Consider the following 18,443-nt stretch of genomic DNA (forward strand, 5'->3'; position numbering starts at 1 on the left):
CGGAACCGGAACAGGATCGTGGTCCGCTTGGCCAGCGAGGACCGGCCCCAGGTCACGAAGGCGTCCTTGGCGGCCTGGACCGCCGCGTCCACCTCGTCGACCGACGCGAAGGGGACCTTCGTGGTGACCGCGCCGGTCGCCGGGTCGGTGACCGGCCCGTAGTTGCCTGACGCGCCTTCGACGGTCTTGCCGCCGATCCAGTGGTTGACGATCTTCGTCATGACCGAGTGCTCCTTCACAGATGGCGGCGTCGGGTAGAGACGTGCCGTTCGTACAGCTCACGTGCCTTCACCGCGGACGGTCGGGTCGCGGTTTCGGCCACAGGTACATCCCACCAGGCCTGCGCGGGCGGCGGGCCCGACACAGTGTCGGCCGTTTCGGTCTCGACGTAGACACATGTGGGGATGTCGGCGGCACGGGCCTCGGCGAGCGCGGCCCGCAGATCCCGTACGGTCTTCGCGCGCAGCACGCGCATGCCCAGGCTGGCCGCGTTCGCGGCGAGGTCCACGGGCAGCGGCGCCCCCGTGTATGAACCGTCGGCAGGGGCACGGTGGCGGTACGCCGTGCCGAACCGCTCGCCGCCGACCGACTCGGACAGGCCGCCGATGGAGGCGTAGCCGTGGTTCTGCACAAGGAGCATCTTGATCGCGACGCCCTCCTGCACGGCCGTGACGATCTCCGTCGGCATCATCAGGTAGGTGCCGTCGCCGACCAGCGCCCATACGTTGCGGTCGGGGGCGGCCAGCTTCACGCCGATCGCGGCCGGTATCTCGTAGCCCATGCAGGAGTAGCCGTACTCCAGGTGGTACTGGTCCCGGGAGCGCGCCCGCCACAGCTTGTGCAGGTCGCCGGGGAGAGAGCCGGCCGCGTTGATGATCACGTCGGACTCGTCGACGAGGGCGTCAAGGGCGCCGAGGACCTGCGGCTGCGTCGGGCGTACGTCGATCTCGTCGGCCTCGTAGCAGGCGTCGACGCGCTGCTCCCAGCGCTCCTTGTCGAGCGTGTACTCGCTGACGTAGGAGTCCGCGACCCGGTGCTCATGCACGGCCAGGGCCTCGGTCAGCTCCGTCAGGCCGCTGCGGGCGTCCGCGACGAGCGGCATCCCGGCGAGCTTGTGGCCGTCGTACGGGGCGATGTTGAGGTTGAGGAAGCGGACGTTCTCTCCGGTGAAGAGCGTCCCGGAAGCCGTGGTGAAGTCGGTGTAGCGGGTGCCCACGCCGATCACCAGGTCGGCCAGGCGGGCGAGTTCGTCCGCGGTGGCGGTGCCGGTGTGGCCGATGCCTCCGACGTCCTGGGGGTGGTCGTAACGCAGGGAACCCTTGCCGGCCTGGGTGGAGGCGACCGGGATGCCGGTGGCCGCGGCGAACTCGGCGAGGGCCTCCTCGGCGCGGCTGTGGTGGACACCGCCGCCCGCGACGATCAGCGGGCGCTCGGCCGCCCTGATCGCCCTCACCGCGTCGGCGAGTTCGGTCGGGTCGGCACCAGGCCGCCGTACGACCCAGGTGCGCTCGGCGAAGAACTCCTCGGGCCAGTCGTAGGCCTCGGCCTGGACGTCCTGTGGGAGAGCGAGGGTTACGGCGCCGGTCTCGACCGGGTCCGTCAGCACGCGCATCGCCTGCAGGGCCGCCGGGATCAGCGCCTCGGGGCGCATGACGCGGTCGAAGTACCTGGACACCGGGCGCAGGCAGTCGTTGACGCTGATGTCTCCGGCGTACGGCACCTCGAGCTGCTGGAGGACCGGGTCGGCGACGCGGGTGGCGAAGGTGTCGCCCGGGAGGAGCAGGACCGGGAGGTGGTTGACCGTGGCGAGCGCGGCACCCGTGACCAGGTTGGTCGCGCCCGGGCCGATCGACGTCGTCACGGCGTGCGTGGACAGACGGTTGGACTGCCGGGCGTAGCCGACGGCCGCGTGCACCATGGACTGCTCGTTGCGGCCCTGGTGGTACGGCATGTCGTCGGCGTACTCGATCAGCGCCTGGCCGAGGCCGGCGACGTTGCCGTGACCGAAGATGCCCCAGGTCGCGCCGATCAGCCGCTGCCGTACGCCGTCGCGCTCCGTGTACTGGGCGGACAGGAAGCGGACGAGCGCCTGCGCGACCGTGAGCCTCGTCGTCGAGGTCTGCGGAGTCATCGGTAACCCCCTGCGCCTTCCACATGGTCCGGATGGAAGCAGATCCGCCACTCCCGGCCCTCACCCGGGCCCGCCATGACGTTCAGGTAGTACATGGCGTGGCCGGGCTGGGCGACGGACGGGCCGTGCCATCCGTCGGGGACGAGGACGATGTCGCCGGAGCGGACCTCGGCGAGGACGTCGGATCCGCCCTCACGGGAGGGGGATACGCGCTGATAGCCGAATCCGTTCGGGCCGTCGATCTCGTAGTAGTAGATCTCCTCCAGCTCCGACTCCTCGCCGGGCCGGGTCTCGTCGTGCTTGTGCGGCGGATACGAGGACCAGTTGCCGCCGGGCGTGATCACCTCGACCGCGATGAGCTTGTCGCAGTCGAAGGCGTCGGCCGAGGCGAAGTTGCGGATGTGGCGCAGCCGGTTGCCGCTGCCACGCTCCTCGATGGGGACCTCCGGCGCGGGGCCGTAGCGGGCGGGGAGTCGTCGCTCGCACTTCGCTCCTGCCAGGGCGAAGCGGCCTCCCGCACCGGAGGCGATCTTTGCCTGGGCGTCCCGGGGCACGTACGCGAAGTCGGTGGCTGACGCGAACACGCTTTCCCGGCCCAGGAGTTGGAACTCTTCGGTTCCTATTTGTACGGTACATCCGCCTTGCAGCGGGAGCACGATCCACTCGCTGTCACCGGCGGTGAAGGTGTGCGTACCGCCCGGCTCCAACTCGACGATCCGCAGGGCGCTGTAGTCCCAGCCGGCTCCCTTGGGGTCGATGTCGACGGTGTACTGGGCGTTGGACGCCGTCCCCTTCGGGAGATACAACTCGGTGCCCCTGGGGGCGTGCGGCTCGATGTTCGTCATGCGACGGCCCTCACAGCAGTCCTACGGCGGTGTCCACGGCGGCGGACACATCGCCGTCCGCCGGGTACAGCAGCGAACGGCCGACCACCAGGCCGCGCACGGTGGGCAGTTGAAGGGCACCCCGCCATTTCTCGTACGCACCGTCCTGGTCATCCCCGACCTCGCCGCCGAGCAGTACGGCGGGCAGCGTGGAGGTCTCCATGACCTCCGCCATGTCGTCGGGGTTGTCGGTGACCGGGACCTTCAGCCAGGTGTAGGCCGAAGTCCCGCCGAGTCCGGACGCGATGGCGATGGACTTGGTGACCGCCTCGGCGGACAGGTCGTTCCTGACCTTGCCCTCGGTGGTGCGGCTGCTGATGAACGGCTCGACGAAGACGGGGAGTCGGCGGGCCGCCATGTCGTCGACGGCACGGGCCGTGGACTCCATCGTGGTGAGGGAGCCCGGGTCGTCGTAGTCGATACGCAGGAGCAGCTTGCCGGCGTCGAAGCCGAGGCGCTCGATGTCCTCGGGGCGGTGGCCGGTGAAGCGGTCGTCGAGTTCGAAGCTGGCGCCCTGCAGGCCGCCGCGGTTCATCGAGCCCATGACGACCTTGCCGTCGAGAGCCCCGAGGAGGAGCAGGTCGTCCAGGATGTCGGCGGTGGCGAGGACACCGTCGACGCCGGGGCGGGACAGCGCAAGGCAGAGGCGTTCGAGCAGGTCCGCGCGGTTGGCCATGGCGAACTTGCGGTTGCCGACACCGAGGGCACCGCGGGCCGGGTGGTCCGCGGCGACGATCATCAGTCGGCCGCTGTCGCCGAGCAGGGGCCGGCGGGGGCGGCGGGCAGCCGCCTCCGCGATGGCCTCGGGGCGCTGGGTGCGCAGCCGGACGAGTTCGGACACGTCGACGGTCACAGGACGGCTCCCGCGGTGAGGGCGGCGGCCACTTCGTCGGGTGTGGGCATGGCGGACGAGCACTCCAGTCGGGAGGCGACGATGGCACCGGCCGCGTTGGCGTGCCGCATGATCTTCTCCAGGTCCCAGCCCTCGAGCAGGCCGTGGCAGAGGGAGCCGCCGAAGGCGTCACCGGCGCCGAGGCCGTTGAGGACGTTGACAGGGAGGGGCGGAACCTCGGCGGAGTTTCCGTGTCGGTCGACCGCCAGGACTCCCTTGGGGCCCTGCTTCACCACGGCGATCTCGACGCCGACGTCCAGGAGGGCCTGGGCGGCTTTCCGGGGCTCGCGTACGCCCGTCGCGACCTCCACCTCGTCGAGGTTGCCGACGGCGACGGTGGTGTGGCGGAGGGCTTCCTGGTAGAAGGGGCGGGCTTCGGCCGGGTCCTTCCAGAACATGGGGCGCCAGTCGAGGTCGAACACCGTCGTGCCGGATTTGGCCCGGTGGGCGAGGGCCGCCAGCGTCGCCGTACGGCTCGGCTCCTCGCTCAGGCCGGTGCCGGTGACCCAGAAGATGCGGGTCTCGCGGATGGCGTCGAGGTCGAGCTCGTGGGCGTCGAGCTCCAGGTCGGGGGCCTTGGGCTGCCGGTAGAAGTAGAGCGGGAAGTCGTCCGGCGGGAAGACCTCGCAGAAGGTGACCGGAGTCGGCAGGCCGGGGACCGGGGTGACATAGCGGTCGTCGACACCGAAGCCGCGCAGGGCCTCGTGGAGGTAGGTACCGAAGGGGTCGTCGCCGGTACGGGTGATCACCGCGGTCTGCCGTCCCAGGCGGGCCGCGGCCACCGCGACGTTAGTCGCCGAGCCGCCTAGGAACTTGCCGAAGGTCTCCACCTGCGGCAGTGGGACGCCCGTCTGGAGCGGATAGAGATCCACTCCGATCCGTCCCATGGTGATCAGGTCGTACGCCATCGAGTTCCCTTCGTATCGGCTCTCCACGGCTTTCTAGTCCCGCATACCGAGTCCTGTCAATCCTTTGTCCAGACATTCGGACCATACCTTGACAGCGCTTACTGCTCGCACGGAAGCTGACCGGCATGACGTCGTTGTCACCTCAGTCCTCACTGTCCCGCATCCGCATCGGATCGGCTCCCGACTCATGGGGCGTGTGGTTCCCCGACGATCCCCAGCAGGTCTCCTGACAGCGCTTCCTCGACGAGGTCGCGGGCTCCGGGTACCAGTGGATCGAGCTGGGCCCGTACTCTGGAGAACCGGTTCCGGGAGCAGATCGGGCCAGGACCCAAGGCTGCGGCACGGGTGCTGCGGCTGCAACGCGCGCGGCGGCTGCTCGCGGCGGACACGGGCAGGCGGAGACGGCGGCGGGCTGCGGGTTCTACGACCAGGTGCATCTGAGCGGCGAGTTCAAGGCGATGAGCCTTGTCCTCGCATCCGGAGCATCCGGACGAAGTGCGGATTTCTCCGAGACCGGCGGACTCGGCTGAATGCACGACGTGCGCGCGGCCTACGGCGGCTGAACCGAGGCAGCGGGATCGGATGGGGCGGCGTATTGGGCCGGGCCCGCCGTGCGTCTCGGGCGCCCGCCTCGGGCGGCCCTGTCAACGCGCCGCGCCCTCGCGCCCGCGTGCGTCTTTGCGGCACCTCTGTCACAAACACCCCCTTCGTGTCACATCTGTCGCGTATACGCGGGCGCTGCGTCACACCCCGTGCACAGGCCCTGACCTGTGCTCACTCTGTGTCGTTGACGGGGCACAGGCTTTGTGATCGCCAGTGCAGCACCCGGTACCCCCGACGGCCGATCCCGGCCGGCGCCGCGGTGCGCGCGAGGAGGTACGCCACATGACCGACCGAAGGCTCTGGTCGTACAAGGAGATCGCGGCGCACATCCGTGTGCAGCCGGACACCGTGCGGTCGTACCGCAAACACGGACTGCTGCCGCCGCCCGACCATGTGGAGGGCGGCAGGCGCTTCTGGTACGCGGACACCGTCCGGGCGTGGGTCGCGTCCCGGCCCGGCAACCGCGGCAGAAGAGAGGACTGACCTCCGAAGAACGGGACCTCGGGTGCCTGCGCCAGCGTGCGGGCACCCTTTCTCCCGCGTCAGTGGATGCCGTCGGTGGATCGGGCGGCCCGGTGCCGGGTGGGGCGATCGTGGGGGCGGCCACGGCAGGCTCCGGTCCGGAGCGGGCATCGTCCAGCAGGCCCGGCCCACCCGGCGAAAATCCCGAGCCAGGCGGAGGCGGTCCCTGACACAGTCGCCCCATGAGCGACTTCTCCGTCAAGCCCGTCCTCACCGGCGAGAAGACCGTGCTGCGGCCGTTCAGGGAGGCGGACGCGGAGGTGATCTGGGAGATCATCCGGGATCCCGAGGTCGTCCGCTTCACCGGCGAGCCCTCCGCCGAGCTCACACCGGAGCGCGTGCGGTCCTGGTACGGCTCCCGCGCCGACCAGCCCGACCGGCTGGACCTCGCCGTCACCGACCGTGCCACCGGCGAACTGGTCGGCGAGGTCGTCCTGTACGAGTGGGATCCGGTCGCCCGCAGCTGCACCTTCCGTACCCTGATCGGCCCGCGCGGTCGCGGCCGGGGTCTCGGCACCGAGGCCACCCGGCTCATCGTCGGCCATGGCTTCGAGCGACTCGGGCTGCACCGGATCCAGTTGGAGGCCTACGCCTTCAACCACCGTGCCCTGCGGGTGTACGAGAAGGTCGGGTTCTCGGTGGAGGGGATCCGACGGGAGGTCGAGTTCAGGGACGGCGAGTGGGTGGACGAGGTACTCATGGCGATCCTCGACCATCAGTGGGGTGCCCTCAGCTCCACGGCTCGACAACCGTGACCCCCGCCCCCGGCGCCGGCCCCATCGCCGCCAGCGCGGCGGGCGTCGCGTCCAGGCCGATCCTGTTCGTCACCAGCAGATCGGGCCGCAGCACGCCCGCCCGGACGAGTTCCAGCATCGGAGGGTAGGTGTGCGCCGCCATGCCGTGGCTGCCCAGGATCTCCAGCTCCAGGCCTATCGCGCGGGCCATCGGGACGGGTGTCGTGCCGTCCGGCGAGGGCAGCAGGCCGACCTGGACATGACGACCACGGCGGCGCAGGGAGTTCACCGAGGCCGCGCAGGTGACCGGTGAGCCGAGGGCGTCCAGGGAAAGATGGGCACCGCCGCCGGTCAGGTCGCGGATCGCCGCCGCCGTGTCCCCGACCTGCGAGGCGTCCACGCAGTTCGCCGCCCCGAACTTCCGTGCCAGGTCCTGTGCCTGTGGGGACACGTCCACCGCCACCACGCGCGCTCCCGACACCGCCGCGATCATCACCGCCGACAGGCCCACTCCGCCGCAGCCGTGTACCGCCACCCACTCCCCCGCCGCGACCCGACCCTGCTGCACCACCGCCCGGAACGCCGTGGCGAACCGGCAGCCGAGAGAGGCGGCGGTGGCGAAGGACAGCTCCTCCGGGACCGCGACGAGGTTCACGTCGGCGTGGTCCAGCGCTACGTACTGGGCGAACGAGCCCCAATGCGTGAAGCCGGGTTGTGTCTGGCGCTCGCAGATCTGGTGGTCGCCCGCGGCGCAGGCTCCGCAGGTTCCGCAGGCGCAGACGAAGGGGACGGTGACTCTGTCTCCGGGGCGCCAGTCTCTTACTCCGGCGCCGACTGCTTCGACGATGCCGGCGAGTTCGTGGCCCGGTACGTGGGGCAGGGTGATGTCCGGGTCGTGGCCCTGCCAGCCGTGCCAGTCGCTTCGGCAGAGGCCGGTGGCTTCCACCCGTACGACGACTCCGCCGGTCGGGGGTTCGGGGTTGGGCACCTCGCGTACTTCAGCGGGTTCGCCGTACCTCTCGAAGATCACCGCTCGCATCCGCGCTCCCATCGCCGTTTTCGTCTGGGTCCATCGTGGCTGTCGCGTTGGGTCCATCGCGGCTGTCGCGCCCACGCGGCGGAGCCGCATATCGACACTGCCCCGCGCCCCTAGGGGGTTGCTCTCCTCCCTCACTTGGATTAATACCCCCTAGGGGTATAGTGTGGGAAGTGTGGACTCCATCGTGGGTCCCCTCAGCCCCACATGCCTCCACGAGGAGAAACGACATGAGCAGCCAGACCGACACCCAGCGTTCCGTCACCGCCGTGTACAAGGTGAGCGGGATGAGCTGCGGACACTGTGAGGGCTCCGTGTCCGCCGAGATCTCCGAGATCGCCGGTGTCAGCTCGGTGAAGGCCGTGGCCTCGACCGGCGAGATCACCGTCGTGTCGGACGCGGCGCTCGACGACGAGGCGGTGCGCTCCGCAGTGGATGAGGCCGGGTTCGAGCTCGTCGGCCGAGTCTGAGAGGAGCGCAACGGAAAATGCCAGAATAGGCCGTCTTGTGTATGCGGGCCCGCCGTGGCTTGTCGCGCCCACGCGGCGGAGCCGCATATCGATTCTGGAGTTTGGAACATGGCCGGCACCACCGCCCCGATAGCGGCCGCCTCCGAAGTCGAGTTGGTCGTCGGTGGGATGACCTGTGCCTCGTGTGCCGCTCGGGTCGAGAAGAAGCTCAACCGAATGGACGGCGTGAGCGCCACGGTGAACTACGCCACTGAGAAGGCGAAGGTCACCTACACCGAGGGCGTCCACGTCGCCGATCTGATCGCGACCGTGGTGAAGACCGGGTACACGGCCGAGGAGCGCCGGCCCGCGAAGGAAGAGACTCCCGCCCAGGATCCCGAGCTCGCCTTCCTCCGGCAGCGACTCACCGTCTCCGCCCTGCTCGCCGTCCCCGTGATCCTGCTCTCGATGATCCCGGCCCTCCAGTTCGACAACTGGCAGTGGCTCGCACTCACGCTCGCCGCGCCCGTCGTCGTCTGGGGCGGGCTCCCCTTCCACCGGGCCGCCTTCACCAACCTCCGGCACGGCGCCGCCACCATGGACACCCTGGTCTCGCTCGGCACGCTGGCCGCGTTCGGCTGGTCGCTGTGGGCGCTGTTCTTCGGTGACGCGGGCATGCCGGGCATGAAGGACCGGTTCGAGTTCACCGTCTCCCGGATGGACGGCGCCTCGACGATCTACCTCGAAGTGGCGTCCGGGGTCGTCGCGTTCATTCTCCTCGGCCGCTATCTGGAGGCCCGGGCCAAGCGACGCGCGGGGTCCTCGCTCAGGGCGCTGATGGAACTGGGCGCGAAGGACGTGTCCGTGCTGCGGGACGGGCGCGAGGTGCGGATCCCGGTGGCGCGGCTGGCCGTCGGGGACCGGTTCGTCGTACGCCCCGGGGAGAAGATCGCGACCGACGGCACGGTCGTCGAGGGCGCGTCCGCGGTGGACGCGTCCATGCTGACCGGCGAGTCGGTGCCGGTGGACGTGACCGTCGGCGATGCGGTCACCGGCGCCACCGTCAACGCCGGTGGCCGGCTCGTCGTCGAGGCCACCAGGATCGGCGCCGACACCCAGCTCGCGCGGATGGCGAGGCTCGTTCAGGACGCGCAGAACGGCAAGGCGGAGGTGCAGCGACTGGCCGACCGGATCTCAGCGGTCTTCGTCCCGGTCGTCGTCCTCATCGCGATCGGCACGTTCGGCGCCCGGCTCGGCGCCACCGGCGAGACCGTCGCCGCGTTCACCGCGGCCGTCGCCGTCCTGATCATCGCCTGCCCGTGCGCCCTGGGCCTGGCCACGCCGACCGCGCTGATGGTGGGCACCGGGCGCGGGGCGCAGCTCGGCATCCTCATCAAGGGCCCCGAGGTCCTGGAGTCCACGCGCCGCGTCGACACCGTCGTCCTCGACAAGACCGGCACGGTCACCACCGGCCGGATGACCCTCCAGAAGGTGTACGTCGCCGAGGGCGCCGACGAGAACCAGGTGCTGCGGCTCGCGGGCGCCCTGGAGCACGCCTCCGAGCACCCTGTCGCCCGGGCGGTCGCGGCGGGTGCCGAGGAGCGGGTCGGACCGCTGCCGGGGGCCGAGCGGTTCGAAAACGTCGCCGGGCGGGGCGTACGCGGGCGGGTGGAGGGCCACGAGGTGGCCGTGGGGCGGCTCTTCGACGAGCTGCCCGGGGAGCTGGCCCGCGCCAGGGAAGAGGCCGAACGGGACGGTCGTACGGCTGTCGTGGTCGGCTGGGACGGAATGGCACGCGGGGTCCTCGCCGTCGCGGACGCGGTCAAGGACACCAGCGCCGAGGCGGTGCGCGAACTGCGGGCGCTGGGACTCACGCCGGTGCTGCTGACCGGGGACAACCGGGCGGTGGCCGAGGCGGTGGCCCACCAGGTGGGCATCGACCAGGTGGTCGCCGAGGTGCTGCCCGAGGACAAGGTCGATGTCGTACGGCGACTGCAGGGCGAGGGGCGGACGGTCGCCATGGTCGGCGACGGGGTCAACGACGCGGCCGCGCTGGCCGCCGCCGATCTGGGCCTGGCGATGGGTACCGGGACCGACGCGGCGATCGAGGCGGGGGATCTGACGCTGGTGCGCGGGGATCTGCGGGTGGCCGCGGACGCGATCCGGCTGTCCCGCAGGACGCTGTCCACGATCAAGGGGAACCTCGTGTGGGCCTTCGGATACAACGTGGCGGCGCTGCCGCTGGCCGCCGCGGGACTGCTGAACCCGATGATCGCGGGGGCGGCGATGGCGTTCTCCTCGGTGTTCGTGGTGACCAACAGCCTGCGACTGCGTGCCTTCCGTTGAGGATTCCTTTGACGGACCCCCCTGGAGTCCGGGGCCACGCTCACATAAGCTCTTCACAAGACTCGCGCATCGCCCTTACGCTTGGGTCTCGTTCGCCATATCCGGGCCCTTGCGTATCTAACGGACATTTGCAAGAGACGCAGATCACAGTGATATGAACGTAACCATCGAAGGGGTTCGAAGGTCTAAGTTGGCGATGTCAGGCAACGTCTTGGGGGGCGTTGGCTGGCATCTGGGGATGTCTTGGGGGACCTCCTCAGAGCTGCGTTGCCGGGGCACGCGCATAGGGAAGCTTTGAGCGGCCCTCCCGACCGTGCGTTGTCCCGGCAGACCGCACACAGGAGTAGTACGGCGAGTTTTGCTCGTTCTGCTCAAACAGCAGTACAAGCAGTACAGGAAAGACAGCGATTCAGGCGCTGGTCTCTCAGACGCCCGGCCGGATCCCGTGGGGGGAATCCGCACCGGGACATGGGAAGGCGCCCTGGACGCCGGCCCGTGGGGGGACCGTCGCCAGGGCGCCTTTCGCTTCGCGGATTCAGCCGGGGGGTTCGGGGGCTTGCCGGTTGACTGCGGGTGCAGGCCGGTGGGGGCGGGTCGCGCAGTTCCCCGCGCCCCTGGGTCGGCTCAGTCACCCGGCACCGAGAAGCCCCCTCCCCTCAGCGCTCCTCTACCGGCACGAAGTCGCGCTCGACGACGCCCGTGTAGATCTGGCGCGGGCGGCCGATGCGGGAGCCGGGCTCCTTGATCATCTCGTGCCACTGGGCGATCCAGCCCGGGAGGCGGCCGAGGGCGAACAGAACCGTGAACATCTCGGTCGGGAAGCCCATGGCGCGGTAGATCAGGCCCGTGTAGAAGTCGACGTTCGGGTAGAGGCTGCGCGAGACGAAGTAGTCGTCGGAGAGCGCGTGCTCCTCCAGCTTGAGCGCGATGTCCAGCAGCTCGTCGGACTTGCCGAGGGCCGAGAGGACGTCGTGCGCCGCCGCCTTGATGATCTTCGCGCGCGGGTCGAAGTTCTTGTAGACCCGGTGGCCGAAGCCCATCAGACGGACGCCGTCCTCCTTGTTCTTCACCTTGCGGATGAAGGAGTCGACGTCACCGCCGGAGGCCTGGATGCCCTCCAGCATCTCCAGCACGGACTGGTTGGCACCGCCGTGCAGCGGGCCCCACAGGGCGTTGATGCCGGCGGAGATCGACGCGAACATGTTCGCCTGCGACGAGCCGACGAGGCGGACCGTGGAGGTCGAACAGTTCTGCTCGTGGTCGGCGTGCAGGATGAGCAGCTTGTCCAGGGCGGAGACCACGACCGGGTCGAGGTCGTACTCCTGCGCGGGGACCGAGAAGGTCATGCGGAGGAAGTTCTCGACGTAACCGAGGTCGTTGCGCGGGTAGACGAACGGGTGGCCGATCGACTTCTTGTACGCGTACGCCGCGATCGTCGGAAGCTTGGCGAGCAGACGGATCGTCGAGAGGTTGCGCTGCCTCTCGTCGAAGGGGTTGTGGCTGTCCTGGTAGAACGTGGACAGCGCGGAGACCACCGACGACAGCATGGCCATCGGGTGGGCGTCGCGCGGGAAGCCACGGTAGAAGTTCTTGACGTCCTCGTGCAGCAGGGTGTGCTGCGTGATCTCGTTCTTGAACGTGGCCAGTTCGTCGACGGTCGGAAGCTCGCCGTTGATCAGGAGGTAGGCGACCTCCAGGAAAGTGGAGCGCTCGGCCAGCTGCTCGATCGGGTAGCCCCGGTACCGGAGGATGCCGCCCTCGCCGTCAAGGTAGGTGACGGCGGATTTATAGGCCGCGGTGTTGCCGTAGCCGCTGTCCAGGGTGACCAGACCGGTCTGGGCGCGGAGCTTCCCGATGTCGAAGCCCTTGTCGCCGACGGTGCTGTCGATCACCGGGTAGGTGTACTCGCCATCGCCGTACCGCACTACTACAGAGTTGTCGCTCACGTCATCCCTCACCGACGTTGTGCCTCTTCTTCGAGGTTGCCCTGACTGTCTCTACCATCCCCCATTTGGCGCAGGAGAGTGCACTCGGGGTCGGCCGTTGGGCGTATCGGCGGCACTGAGTGCCGCCAACTTGCTCATCCTGCCCCTCCCCTGCCCCCTTCCGGAAGAGCTCTGTGACCCACATGACTCATTTGATCGATCATTTTTTGTGAAGGGCCCGGCATGACGCGCTTCACAGGCCGCCGAGCCGGAAGTCCAGTGCCGTGCAGCGGCGCCCCGCGGACACCGTGCGCACCGCCTGACCGATCGCCTTGCGTGAACCGACGAGCACCACCAGCTTCTTGGCCCGGGTGACCGCGGTGTAGAGCAGATTCCGCTGGAGCATCATCCACGCGCTGGTGGTGACCGGGATCACCACGGCGGGATACTCGCTCCCCTGCGAACGGTGGATGGTCACCGCGTACGCGTGAGCCAGTTCGTCCAGTTCGTCGAACTCGTACGGCACCTCCTCGTCCTCGTCCGTGAGCACGGTGAGGCGCTGGTCGACCGGATCGAGCGAGGTGACCACGCCCACGGTGCCGTTGAAGACACCGTTGGTGCCCTTCTCGTAATTGTTGCGAATCTGGGTGACCTTGTCGCCGACCCGGAAGACCCGGCCACCGAACCGCTTCTCCGCGAGGTCGGGGCGGCCCGGGGTGATGGCCTGCTGGAGCAGACCATTGAGGTTTCCGGCGCCCGCGGGACCTCTGTGCATGGGCGCGAGCACCTGGATGTCCCGGCGCGGGTCGAGCCCGAACTTGGCCGGAATCCGACGGGCCGCCACATCCACGGTGAGCCGGCCGACCTCCTCCGTGTCGTCCTCGACGAAGAGGAAGAAGTCCTTCATGCCGTCGGTGACGGGATGCTGCCCGGCGTTGATCCGGTGCGCGTTGGTGACGACACCGGACTGCTGGGCCTGCCGGAAGACTCGGGTGAGCCGCACCGCCGGGACCGGGCCGCCGACGGCGAGGAGATCGCGCAGGACCTCTCCGGCACCGACGCTGGGCAGCTGGTCGACATCGCCGACGAACAGCAGATGAGCCCCTGGAGGCACCGCCTTCACCAGCTTGTTGGCGAGCAGCAGGTCCAGCATCGAGGCCTCGTCGACCACCACCAGGTCGGCGTCGAGCGGGCGGTCCTTGTCGTAGGCCGCGTCGCCGCCGGGCTTGAGCTCCAGGAGACGGTGGACGGTGGAGGCCTCGGCGCCGGTGAGTTCGGCGAGGCGCTTGGCGGCCCGGCCGGTCGGGGCGGCGAGGACCACCTTGGCCTTCTTGGCGCGGGCCAGCTCCACGATCGAGCGGACCGTGAACGACTTTCCGCAGCCGGGGCCGCCGGTGAGCACGGCGACCTTCTTGGTCAGCGCGAGCCTGACGGCGGCCTCCTGCTCGGGGGCGAGCTCCACGCCCGTACGGGACTTCAGCCAGCCCAGCGCCTTGTCCCAGGCCACGTCATGGAACGCCGGCATCCGGTCCTGGTCGGTGCGCAGGAGCCGCAACAGCTGGGCGGACAGGGAGAGTTCGGCGCGGTGGAAGGGCACCAGGTAGACGGCGGTGACCTCGTGGCCGTCGGGCCCGGGCAGCTTCTCGCGTACGACCCCGGGCTCGCCGGAGTCCTCGTCGGGCAGGGCGAGTTCGGCGAGGCACTCGATGACAAGCCCCGTGTCGACCTGCAACAGCTTCACCGCGTCCGCGATCAGCTGCTCCTCCGGCAGGAAGCAGTGTCCTTGGTCGGTGGACTGCGAAAGGGCGTACTGGAGGCCCGCCTTGACCCGCTCCGGGCTGTCGTGCGGGATGCCGACGGACTGGGCGATCCTGTCAGCGGTGAGGAAGCCGATGCCCCAGACGTCGGAGGCGAGCCGGTAGGGCTGGTTCTTCACGACCGAGATCGAGGCGTCGCCGTACTTCTTGTAGATCCGCACGGCGATCGACGTGGACACCTCGACGCTCTGGAGGAAGAGCATGACCTCCTTGATCGCCTTCTGCTCCTCCCAGGCGTCGGCGATCTTCTTGGTGCGCTTGGGGCCGAGTCCCGGCACCTCGATGAGCCGCTTCGGCTCCTCCTCGATGATCGTCAGGGTGTCCATGCCGAAGTGCTGGGTGATGCGGTCGGCGAAGACGGGCCCGATGCCCTTGACGAGCCCCGAGCCCAGATAGCGCCGGATGCCCTGGACGGTGGCCGGCAGGACGGTCGTGTAGTTCTCCACGGTGAACTGCTTGCCGTACTGCGGATGGGAGCCCCAACGGCCCTCCATCCGCAGGGATTCGCCGACCTGGGCGCCGAGCAGCGCGCCGACGACGGTGAGCAGGTCGCCGCCGCCTCTGCCGGTGTCGACCCGGGCGACCGTGTAGCCGTTCTCCTCGTTGGCGTAGGTGATTCGCTCCAGGACGCCTTCGAGTACGGCCAGTCGTCGTTCGCCCGTGGAAGCCCCCGCCTGATTGGACATGATCCGACGGTACCGCCCGGCACCGACAGCTCGGCCGGCCTGGGGTCGCGGCGCGGAGCGCCCCGCATGGCTGCCGGGCATGCCCGGTGGACGTTCCGGCTGCGCGTGTCATCGACCGCACACGCCGCACTGAGAGCGGAGTGGAACCGGTGCCGGTGGCTGTGGAACGAGAGAGTGACCGACCTGTCGGTCGGCTCGGTGGCGGCCCTGTCGGCCACCGAGCCGACGTGGAGCGCGACGCGGCATGGGGTCCCCGGTCGCGCCAGGCGGGCACGTCGGCGGCGCGTGAGCGCGCGCAGGGTTTCGCGCGGGGTCTCAAGCCGTACCAGGGCATCCAGGTCGTCGCGCAGCAGCCCGCCGACTTCGACCGCACCAAGGGCCTCGACGTGATGTCGAACCTGCTCCAGGCCCACCAGGACGTCAAGGGTGTCGTCGCCACCAACGACGAGATGGCGCTCGGCGCGATCAAGGCGCTGGGTTCCAAGGCCGGGCAAGTCCGTCTCGGTGGTCGGCTTCGACGGCACGCCGGACGGCCTGAACGCGGTGAAAGACGACACGCTGTACGCGTCCGTCGCACAGCAGCCCGCCCAGCTGGGCAGGATCGCGGTGGACAACGCGCTGAAGGCCCTTGAGGGCAAGAAGGTCGAGGAGACGATCAAAAGTGCCGGTGAAGGTGGTCACGATGGAGAACGTGGCCGGTTTCACGGGCTGACGACGGTGCACGGGCGGGCGCTTCGACTGGCCGCCCCGCGTCACTGACCAGGGGAGCCATTACATGTACGACTACGACCTACTGGTCGTAGGGTCGGCCAACGCCGACCTGGTGATCGGCGTAGAGAGGCGGCCGGGGGCCGGCGAGACGGTGCTCGGCTCGGACCTGGCCGTGCACCCGGGGGGCAAGGGCGCCAACCAGGCGGTCGCGGCCGCCCGGTTGGGCGCGCGTACGGCGTTGCTGGCCCGCGTCGGTGACGACGGGCACGGCCGACTGCTGCTCGACTCGCAGCGGACGGCCGGGGTCGACACGGTCGGTGTGCTGGTGGGCGGGGCGCCGACGGGGGTCGCGCTGATCACCGTGGACCCGTCGGGGGACAACAGCATCGTGGTGTCGCCGGGTGCGAACGGGCGGCTGACACCGGGGGACGTACGGGCCGCGGCCGGCCTGTTCCACGCCTCCCGGGTGGTGTCGACCCAGCTGGAGATCCCGCTGGAGACGGTCGTGGAGGTCGTACGGAATCTGGCTCCCGGGAGCCGGTTCGTGCTGAACCCCTCGCCGCCGCGGCCGTTGCCCACCGAGGTGCTGGCCGCCTGCGATCCGCTGATCGTCAACGAGCACGAGGCGAAGGTGATCCTCGGGGACGCGTGTGTGAGTGACGTGCCGGAGGACTGGGCGCGGCTGCTGCTCGCGAAGGGGCCGAAGTCGGTGGTGGTGACCCTGGGCGCGGAGGGCTCGCTGGTGGCGTCCTCTTCCGCGGATGTGACCCGGGTGGCGTCGGTGAAGGTGGCCGCCGTGGACACGACGGGGGCCGGGGACGCCTTCACGGCCGCCCTGGCGTTTCGGCTGGGGGACGGCGCGTCCCTGGCGGAGGCGGCCTCGTACGCGTCCCGGGTCGGGGCGGTCGCGGTGACCCGGGAGGGCGCGCAGGACTCCTTCCCCACCGCGGAGGAGGTCGGGTCCCTTTGAAGAGGGCCGGGATCCTGAATCGGCGTCTCTCCGGCGCACTCGCCGAGTTGGGTCACGGGGACGGGGTGCTGGTGTGCGACGCCGGTCTGCCGATCCCGGACGGGCCGCGCGTGGTCGACCTGGCCTTCCGGGCCGGGGTGCCGTCCTTCGCGGAGGTACTGGAGGGGCTGCTCGCCGAGCTGGTCGTGGAGGGCACCACGGCGGCGGAGGAGGTGCGGGGCGCCAATCCAGCGGCTGCAGAGCTCCTTGACGCCCGCTTCCCCGAACTGCACCTGGTCTCCCACGAGAAGCTCAAGGAGCTGTCGGGGGACGCGCGGCTCGTCGTGCGCACGGGCGAGGCACGGCCGTATGCGAACGTCCTGCTGCGCTGCGGGGTCTTCTTCTGACACCCCGCCTGTCGCGGAGACATTTCGAGGGGCCCGGTCGACCGACCGGACCCCTCGGCTGTTCCCTCCCCATCAGGACCCCCGCGATCCCCCCAGATCCCCCTCCAAGAGTCCTGATGCCAAGTACGACCGGCGAGGTGGGGGAAGGGTTGTACGGGGTTCTGAGATTTTTTTGTCAGTGCCCGGCCCTACGGTTCCTCCATGACTCCTGAGGAGATGCGGAACAACTTACGGCCCTTCCGGGACAAGGCGATCGCGCGTGGGATAGCCGTCGGGGACGTGGAGCGGTGGATGGACACCGCCCGGCCCTGCGCGACGTTGGCGGAAGGCGGGGACGGACCGGTCGTGGGGCGGTTCGGGGGGCCGCTGCTGCTGCCCGCCGGCATGCCACACCCCTTCCATCCCTTCGTCGCTTCCATAGACCTCGCGGCCCTGCCCGCCGACGCGACGGATCTCCCCCTGCCGCCCGACGGCCGACTGCTGCTGTTCGCCTATCCCGAGGACTTCGGCGACCTCAGCGACATGGGGAACGTGGTGCACGTCCCCCAGGGGACCGTCGTGGAGGAGCGGGACAAGGACGGGTGGGCCTGGTTCGAGGACGACGACGAGTACCAGGAGGTCTTCGCGCAGTTCCCGCAGGGGCCGCTCAGGGCGACGGTCGACGTCTCGCTGCCGTACCACTACTGGGTCGAGATCCCCGAGGATCCCTGCTCCGCACCGCTGCCCGGGCATCCGCGCTCCGAGGAACTGGCCGCGGTGTGGGAGGAGACGTACGACGACATCGCCTCCTCCGGGCCGCTCCAGCTCGGCGGATACGCCACGGAGGAGGTCGTCGAGACCGACCCGGTCGGCAAGGCCGTGCGGTGTGCGGTGAAGGAGGCCGAAGCGGGCCGGTGGGGCGGAGGCGAGCCGGTGTCGGACGACGTCGCGGACTGGGTGCTGCTCGCCGACTGGGATCCCTGGATCGACGGTCTGGAGGGCGCCACCGTCCACTGGGCCATCCAGCGGGCCGACCTGGCCGCCCGGCGCTTCGACCGCGCGTTCACCACGGTGTTCCGGAATCCGTGACCGGGGCTCCGGCTCCCGGGCCCGCGGCGGTAATTAAGAACAATCTCAGCCGCGGCCAGGGGCAGCGCTCCCACCGGATCCATAGGATTCACAGCGACAGCCCCACCCCGGCTCCAACGGGGTGGGGCTGTCTCATCCAGCTGTCAGCCGGTGGGCGTCAGCGTCACTTGACGGTGACGGAGACCGCCTTGGACACGGTGTTGCCGTCCTTGGCGCGCAGGACCTCCACGCCCTTCTTCTCCAGCTTCTCGGCGACCTTGTAGGCGCCCTTGGCGACCTTGGTGGAGGTCGGCAGCGTGACCCACTTCGCGCCTTCCTTCACCTGGATGACGACCTTGCTGCCGTTCTTGAGGCCGGTGACCTTGCCACTGAAGG

Annotated in this window: 16 protein-coding genes and 3 pseudogenes; 10 read left to right on the plus strand and 9 right to left on the minus strand. The window is 69.7% G+C overall.

All coding sequences use genetic code 11. The features are described from left to right. The 5 genes from ACI2L1_RS36520 to iolC form a co-directional block, all read right to left on the minus strand. Positions 1-221, minus strand: a 221-nt coding sequence (locus ACI2L1_RS36520) for an aldehyde dehydrogenase family protein (RefSeq protein WP_404743729.1), incomplete at its 3' end; no start/stop codon positions are given. Between the two features lie 14 nt (positions 222-235). Next, positions 236-2,131, minus strand: coding sequence for a 3D-(3,5/4)-trihydroxycyclohexane-1,2-dione acylhydrolase (decyclizing) (gene iolD, locus ACI2L1_RS36525; RefSeq protein WP_404743730.1), 1,896 nt, complete (start codon positions 2,129-2,131; stop codon positions 236-238). Then, the gene (gene iolB / locus ACI2L1_RS36530) at positions 2,128-2,976 is read right to left on the minus strand and encodes a 5-deoxy-glucuronate isomerase (protein ID WP_404743731.1); all 849 of its coding nucleotides are present in this window, start codon (positions 2,974-2,976) and stop codon (positions 2,128-2,130) included. Before iolB ends, iolD begins: the two co-directional genes overlap by 4 nt. 10 nt (positions 2,977-2,986) lie before the next feature. Next, a complete protein-coding gene (locus ACI2L1_RS36535) occupies positions 2,987-3,868 on the minus strand; it encodes a deoxyribose-phosphate aldolase (RefSeq protein WP_404743732.1) in 882 nt (293 codons plus the stop codon). Beyond that, positions 3,865-4,815, minus strand: a complete 951-nt coding sequence (gene iolC / locus ACI2L1_RS36540; RefSeq protein ID WP_404743733.1) for a 5-dehydro-2-deoxygluconokinase — start codon at positions 4,813-4,815, stop codon at positions 3,865-3,867. The genes ACI2L1_RS36535 and iolC overlap by 4 nt, the downstream gene beginning before the upstream one ends. Positions 4,816-4,940: 125 nt before the next feature. Here iolC and ACI2L1_RS36545 point away from each other — a divergent pair. From ACI2L1_RS36545 to ACI2L1_RS36560, 4 genes and pseudogenes are all read left to right on the plus strand, one after another. After that, positions 4,941-5,129 (plus strand): annotated as a pseudogene (locus tag ACI2L1_RS36545) (2-keto-myo-inositol dehydratase); the annotation flags it as partial. After that, positions 5,101-5,279, plus strand: a pseudogene (locus ACI2L1_RS36550) (helix-turn-helix domain-containing protein); the annotation flags it as partial. The pseudogenes ACI2L1_RS36545 and ACI2L1_RS36550, both read left to right, overlap by 29 nt. A gap of 421 nt (positions 5,280-5,700) precedes the next feature. Then, positions 5,701-5,901: a helix-turn-helix transcriptional regulator gene (locus tag ACI2L1_RS36555; protein ID WP_404743734.1), complete on the plus strand. Its 201-nt coding sequence runs from the start codon at positions 5,701-5,703 to the stop codon at positions 5,899-5,901. Between the two features lie 221 nt (positions 5,902-6,122). Further along, a complete protein-coding gene (locus ACI2L1_RS36560; RefSeq protein ID WP_404743735.1) occupies positions 6,123-6,695 on the plus strand; it encodes a GNAT family N-acetyltransferase in 573 nt (190 codons plus the stop codon). Here ACI2L1_RS36560 and ACI2L1_RS36565 read toward each other — a convergent pair. Continuing rightward, entirely contained in the window at positions 6,670-7,713 is a 1,044-nt protein-coding gene (locus tag ACI2L1_RS36565; RefSeq protein ID WP_404743736.1) for a zinc-dependent alcohol dehydrogenase family protein, read from the minus strand. The two genes, ACI2L1_RS36560 and ACI2L1_RS36565, sit on opposite strands and share 26 nt — an antisense overlap. A 227-nt stretch (positions 7,714-7,940) precedes the next feature. Here ACI2L1_RS36565 and ACI2L1_RS36570 point away from each other — a divergent pair, with 227 nt between their 5' ends. After that, positions 7,941-8,180: a heavy-metal-associated domain-containing protein gene (locus tag ACI2L1_RS36570; RefSeq protein WP_404743737.1), complete on the plus strand. Its 240-nt coding sequence runs from the start codon at positions 7,941-7,943 to the stop codon at positions 8,178-8,180. A 108-nt stretch (positions 8,181-8,288) separates the two neighbouring features. Beyond that, positions 8,289-10,505 carry a heavy metal translocating P-type ATPase gene (locus tag ACI2L1_RS36575; RefSeq protein WP_404743738.1) on the plus strand — a complete coding sequence of 739 codons (2,217 nt, stop codon included), beginning with the start codon at positions 8,289-8,291 and terminating at the stop codon, positions 10,503-10,505. A 656-nt stretch (positions 10,506-11,161) separates the two neighbouring features. On the opposite strand, the gene ACI2L1_RS36580 is transcribed toward ACI2L1_RS36575, so the two are convergent. Both ACI2L1_RS36580 and ACI2L1_RS36585 read right to left on the minus strand, forming a co-directional pair. Next, complete coding sequence (locus tag ACI2L1_RS36580) at positions 11,162-12,451, minus strand: citrate synthase (RefSeq protein WP_404743739.1); 1,290 nt, start codon at positions 12,449-12,451, stop codon at positions 11,162-11,164. Positions 12,452-12,683: 232 nt separating this feature from the next. After that, entirely contained in the window at positions 12,684-14,933 is a 2,250-nt protein-coding gene (locus ACI2L1_RS36585; RefSeq protein WP_404743740.1) for an ATP-dependent RecD-like DNA helicase, read from the minus strand. Between the two features lie 263 nt (positions 14,934-15,196). Between ACI2L1_RS36585 and ACI2L1_RS36590 the strand changes: the two are divergent. The 4 genes and pseudogenes from ACI2L1_RS36590 to ACI2L1_RS36605 form a co-directional block, all read left to right on the plus strand. Then, a pseudogene (locus ACI2L1_RS36590) lies at positions 15,197-15,645 on the plus strand (substrate-binding domain-containing protein); the annotation flags it as partial. Between the two features lie 63 nt (positions 15,646-15,708). Beyond that, complete coding sequence (locus tag ACI2L1_RS36595) at positions 15,709-16,614, plus strand: ribokinase (protein WP_404743741.1); 906 nt, start codon at positions 15,709-15,711, stop codon at positions 16,612-16,614. Beyond that, positions 16,611-17,000 carry a D-ribose pyranase gene (rbsD, locus tag ACI2L1_RS36600; protein WP_404743742.1) on the plus strand — a complete coding sequence of 130 codons (390 nt, stop codon included), beginning with the start codon at positions 16,611-16,613 and terminating at the stop codon, positions 16,998-17,000. The genes ACI2L1_RS36595 and rbsD overlap by 4 nt, the downstream gene beginning before the upstream one ends. A gap of 201 nt (positions 17,001-17,201) precedes the next feature. Further along, positions 17,202-18,068: a DUF1963 domain-containing protein gene (locus tag ACI2L1_RS36605; RefSeq protein WP_404743743.1), complete on the plus strand. Its 867-nt coding sequence runs from the start codon at positions 17,202-17,204 to the stop codon at positions 18,066-18,068. A 163-nt stretch (positions 18,069-18,231) separates the two neighbouring features. On the opposite strand, the gene ACI2L1_RS36610 is transcribed toward ACI2L1_RS36605, so the two are convergent. Next, the gene (locus tag ACI2L1_RS36610; RefSeq protein ID WP_404743744.1) at positions 18,232-18,390 is read right to left on the minus strand and encodes a hypothetical protein; all 159 of its coding nucleotides are present in this window, start codon (positions 18,388-18,390) and stop codon (positions 18,232-18,234) included. Positions 18,391-18,443 lie beyond the last annotated feature (53 nt).

This window comes from Streptomyces sp. NPDC019531, from assembly GCF_044903305.1.
Classification (GTDB): domain Bacteria; phylum Actinomycetota; class Actinomycetes; order Streptomycetales; family Streptomycetaceae; genus Streptomyces.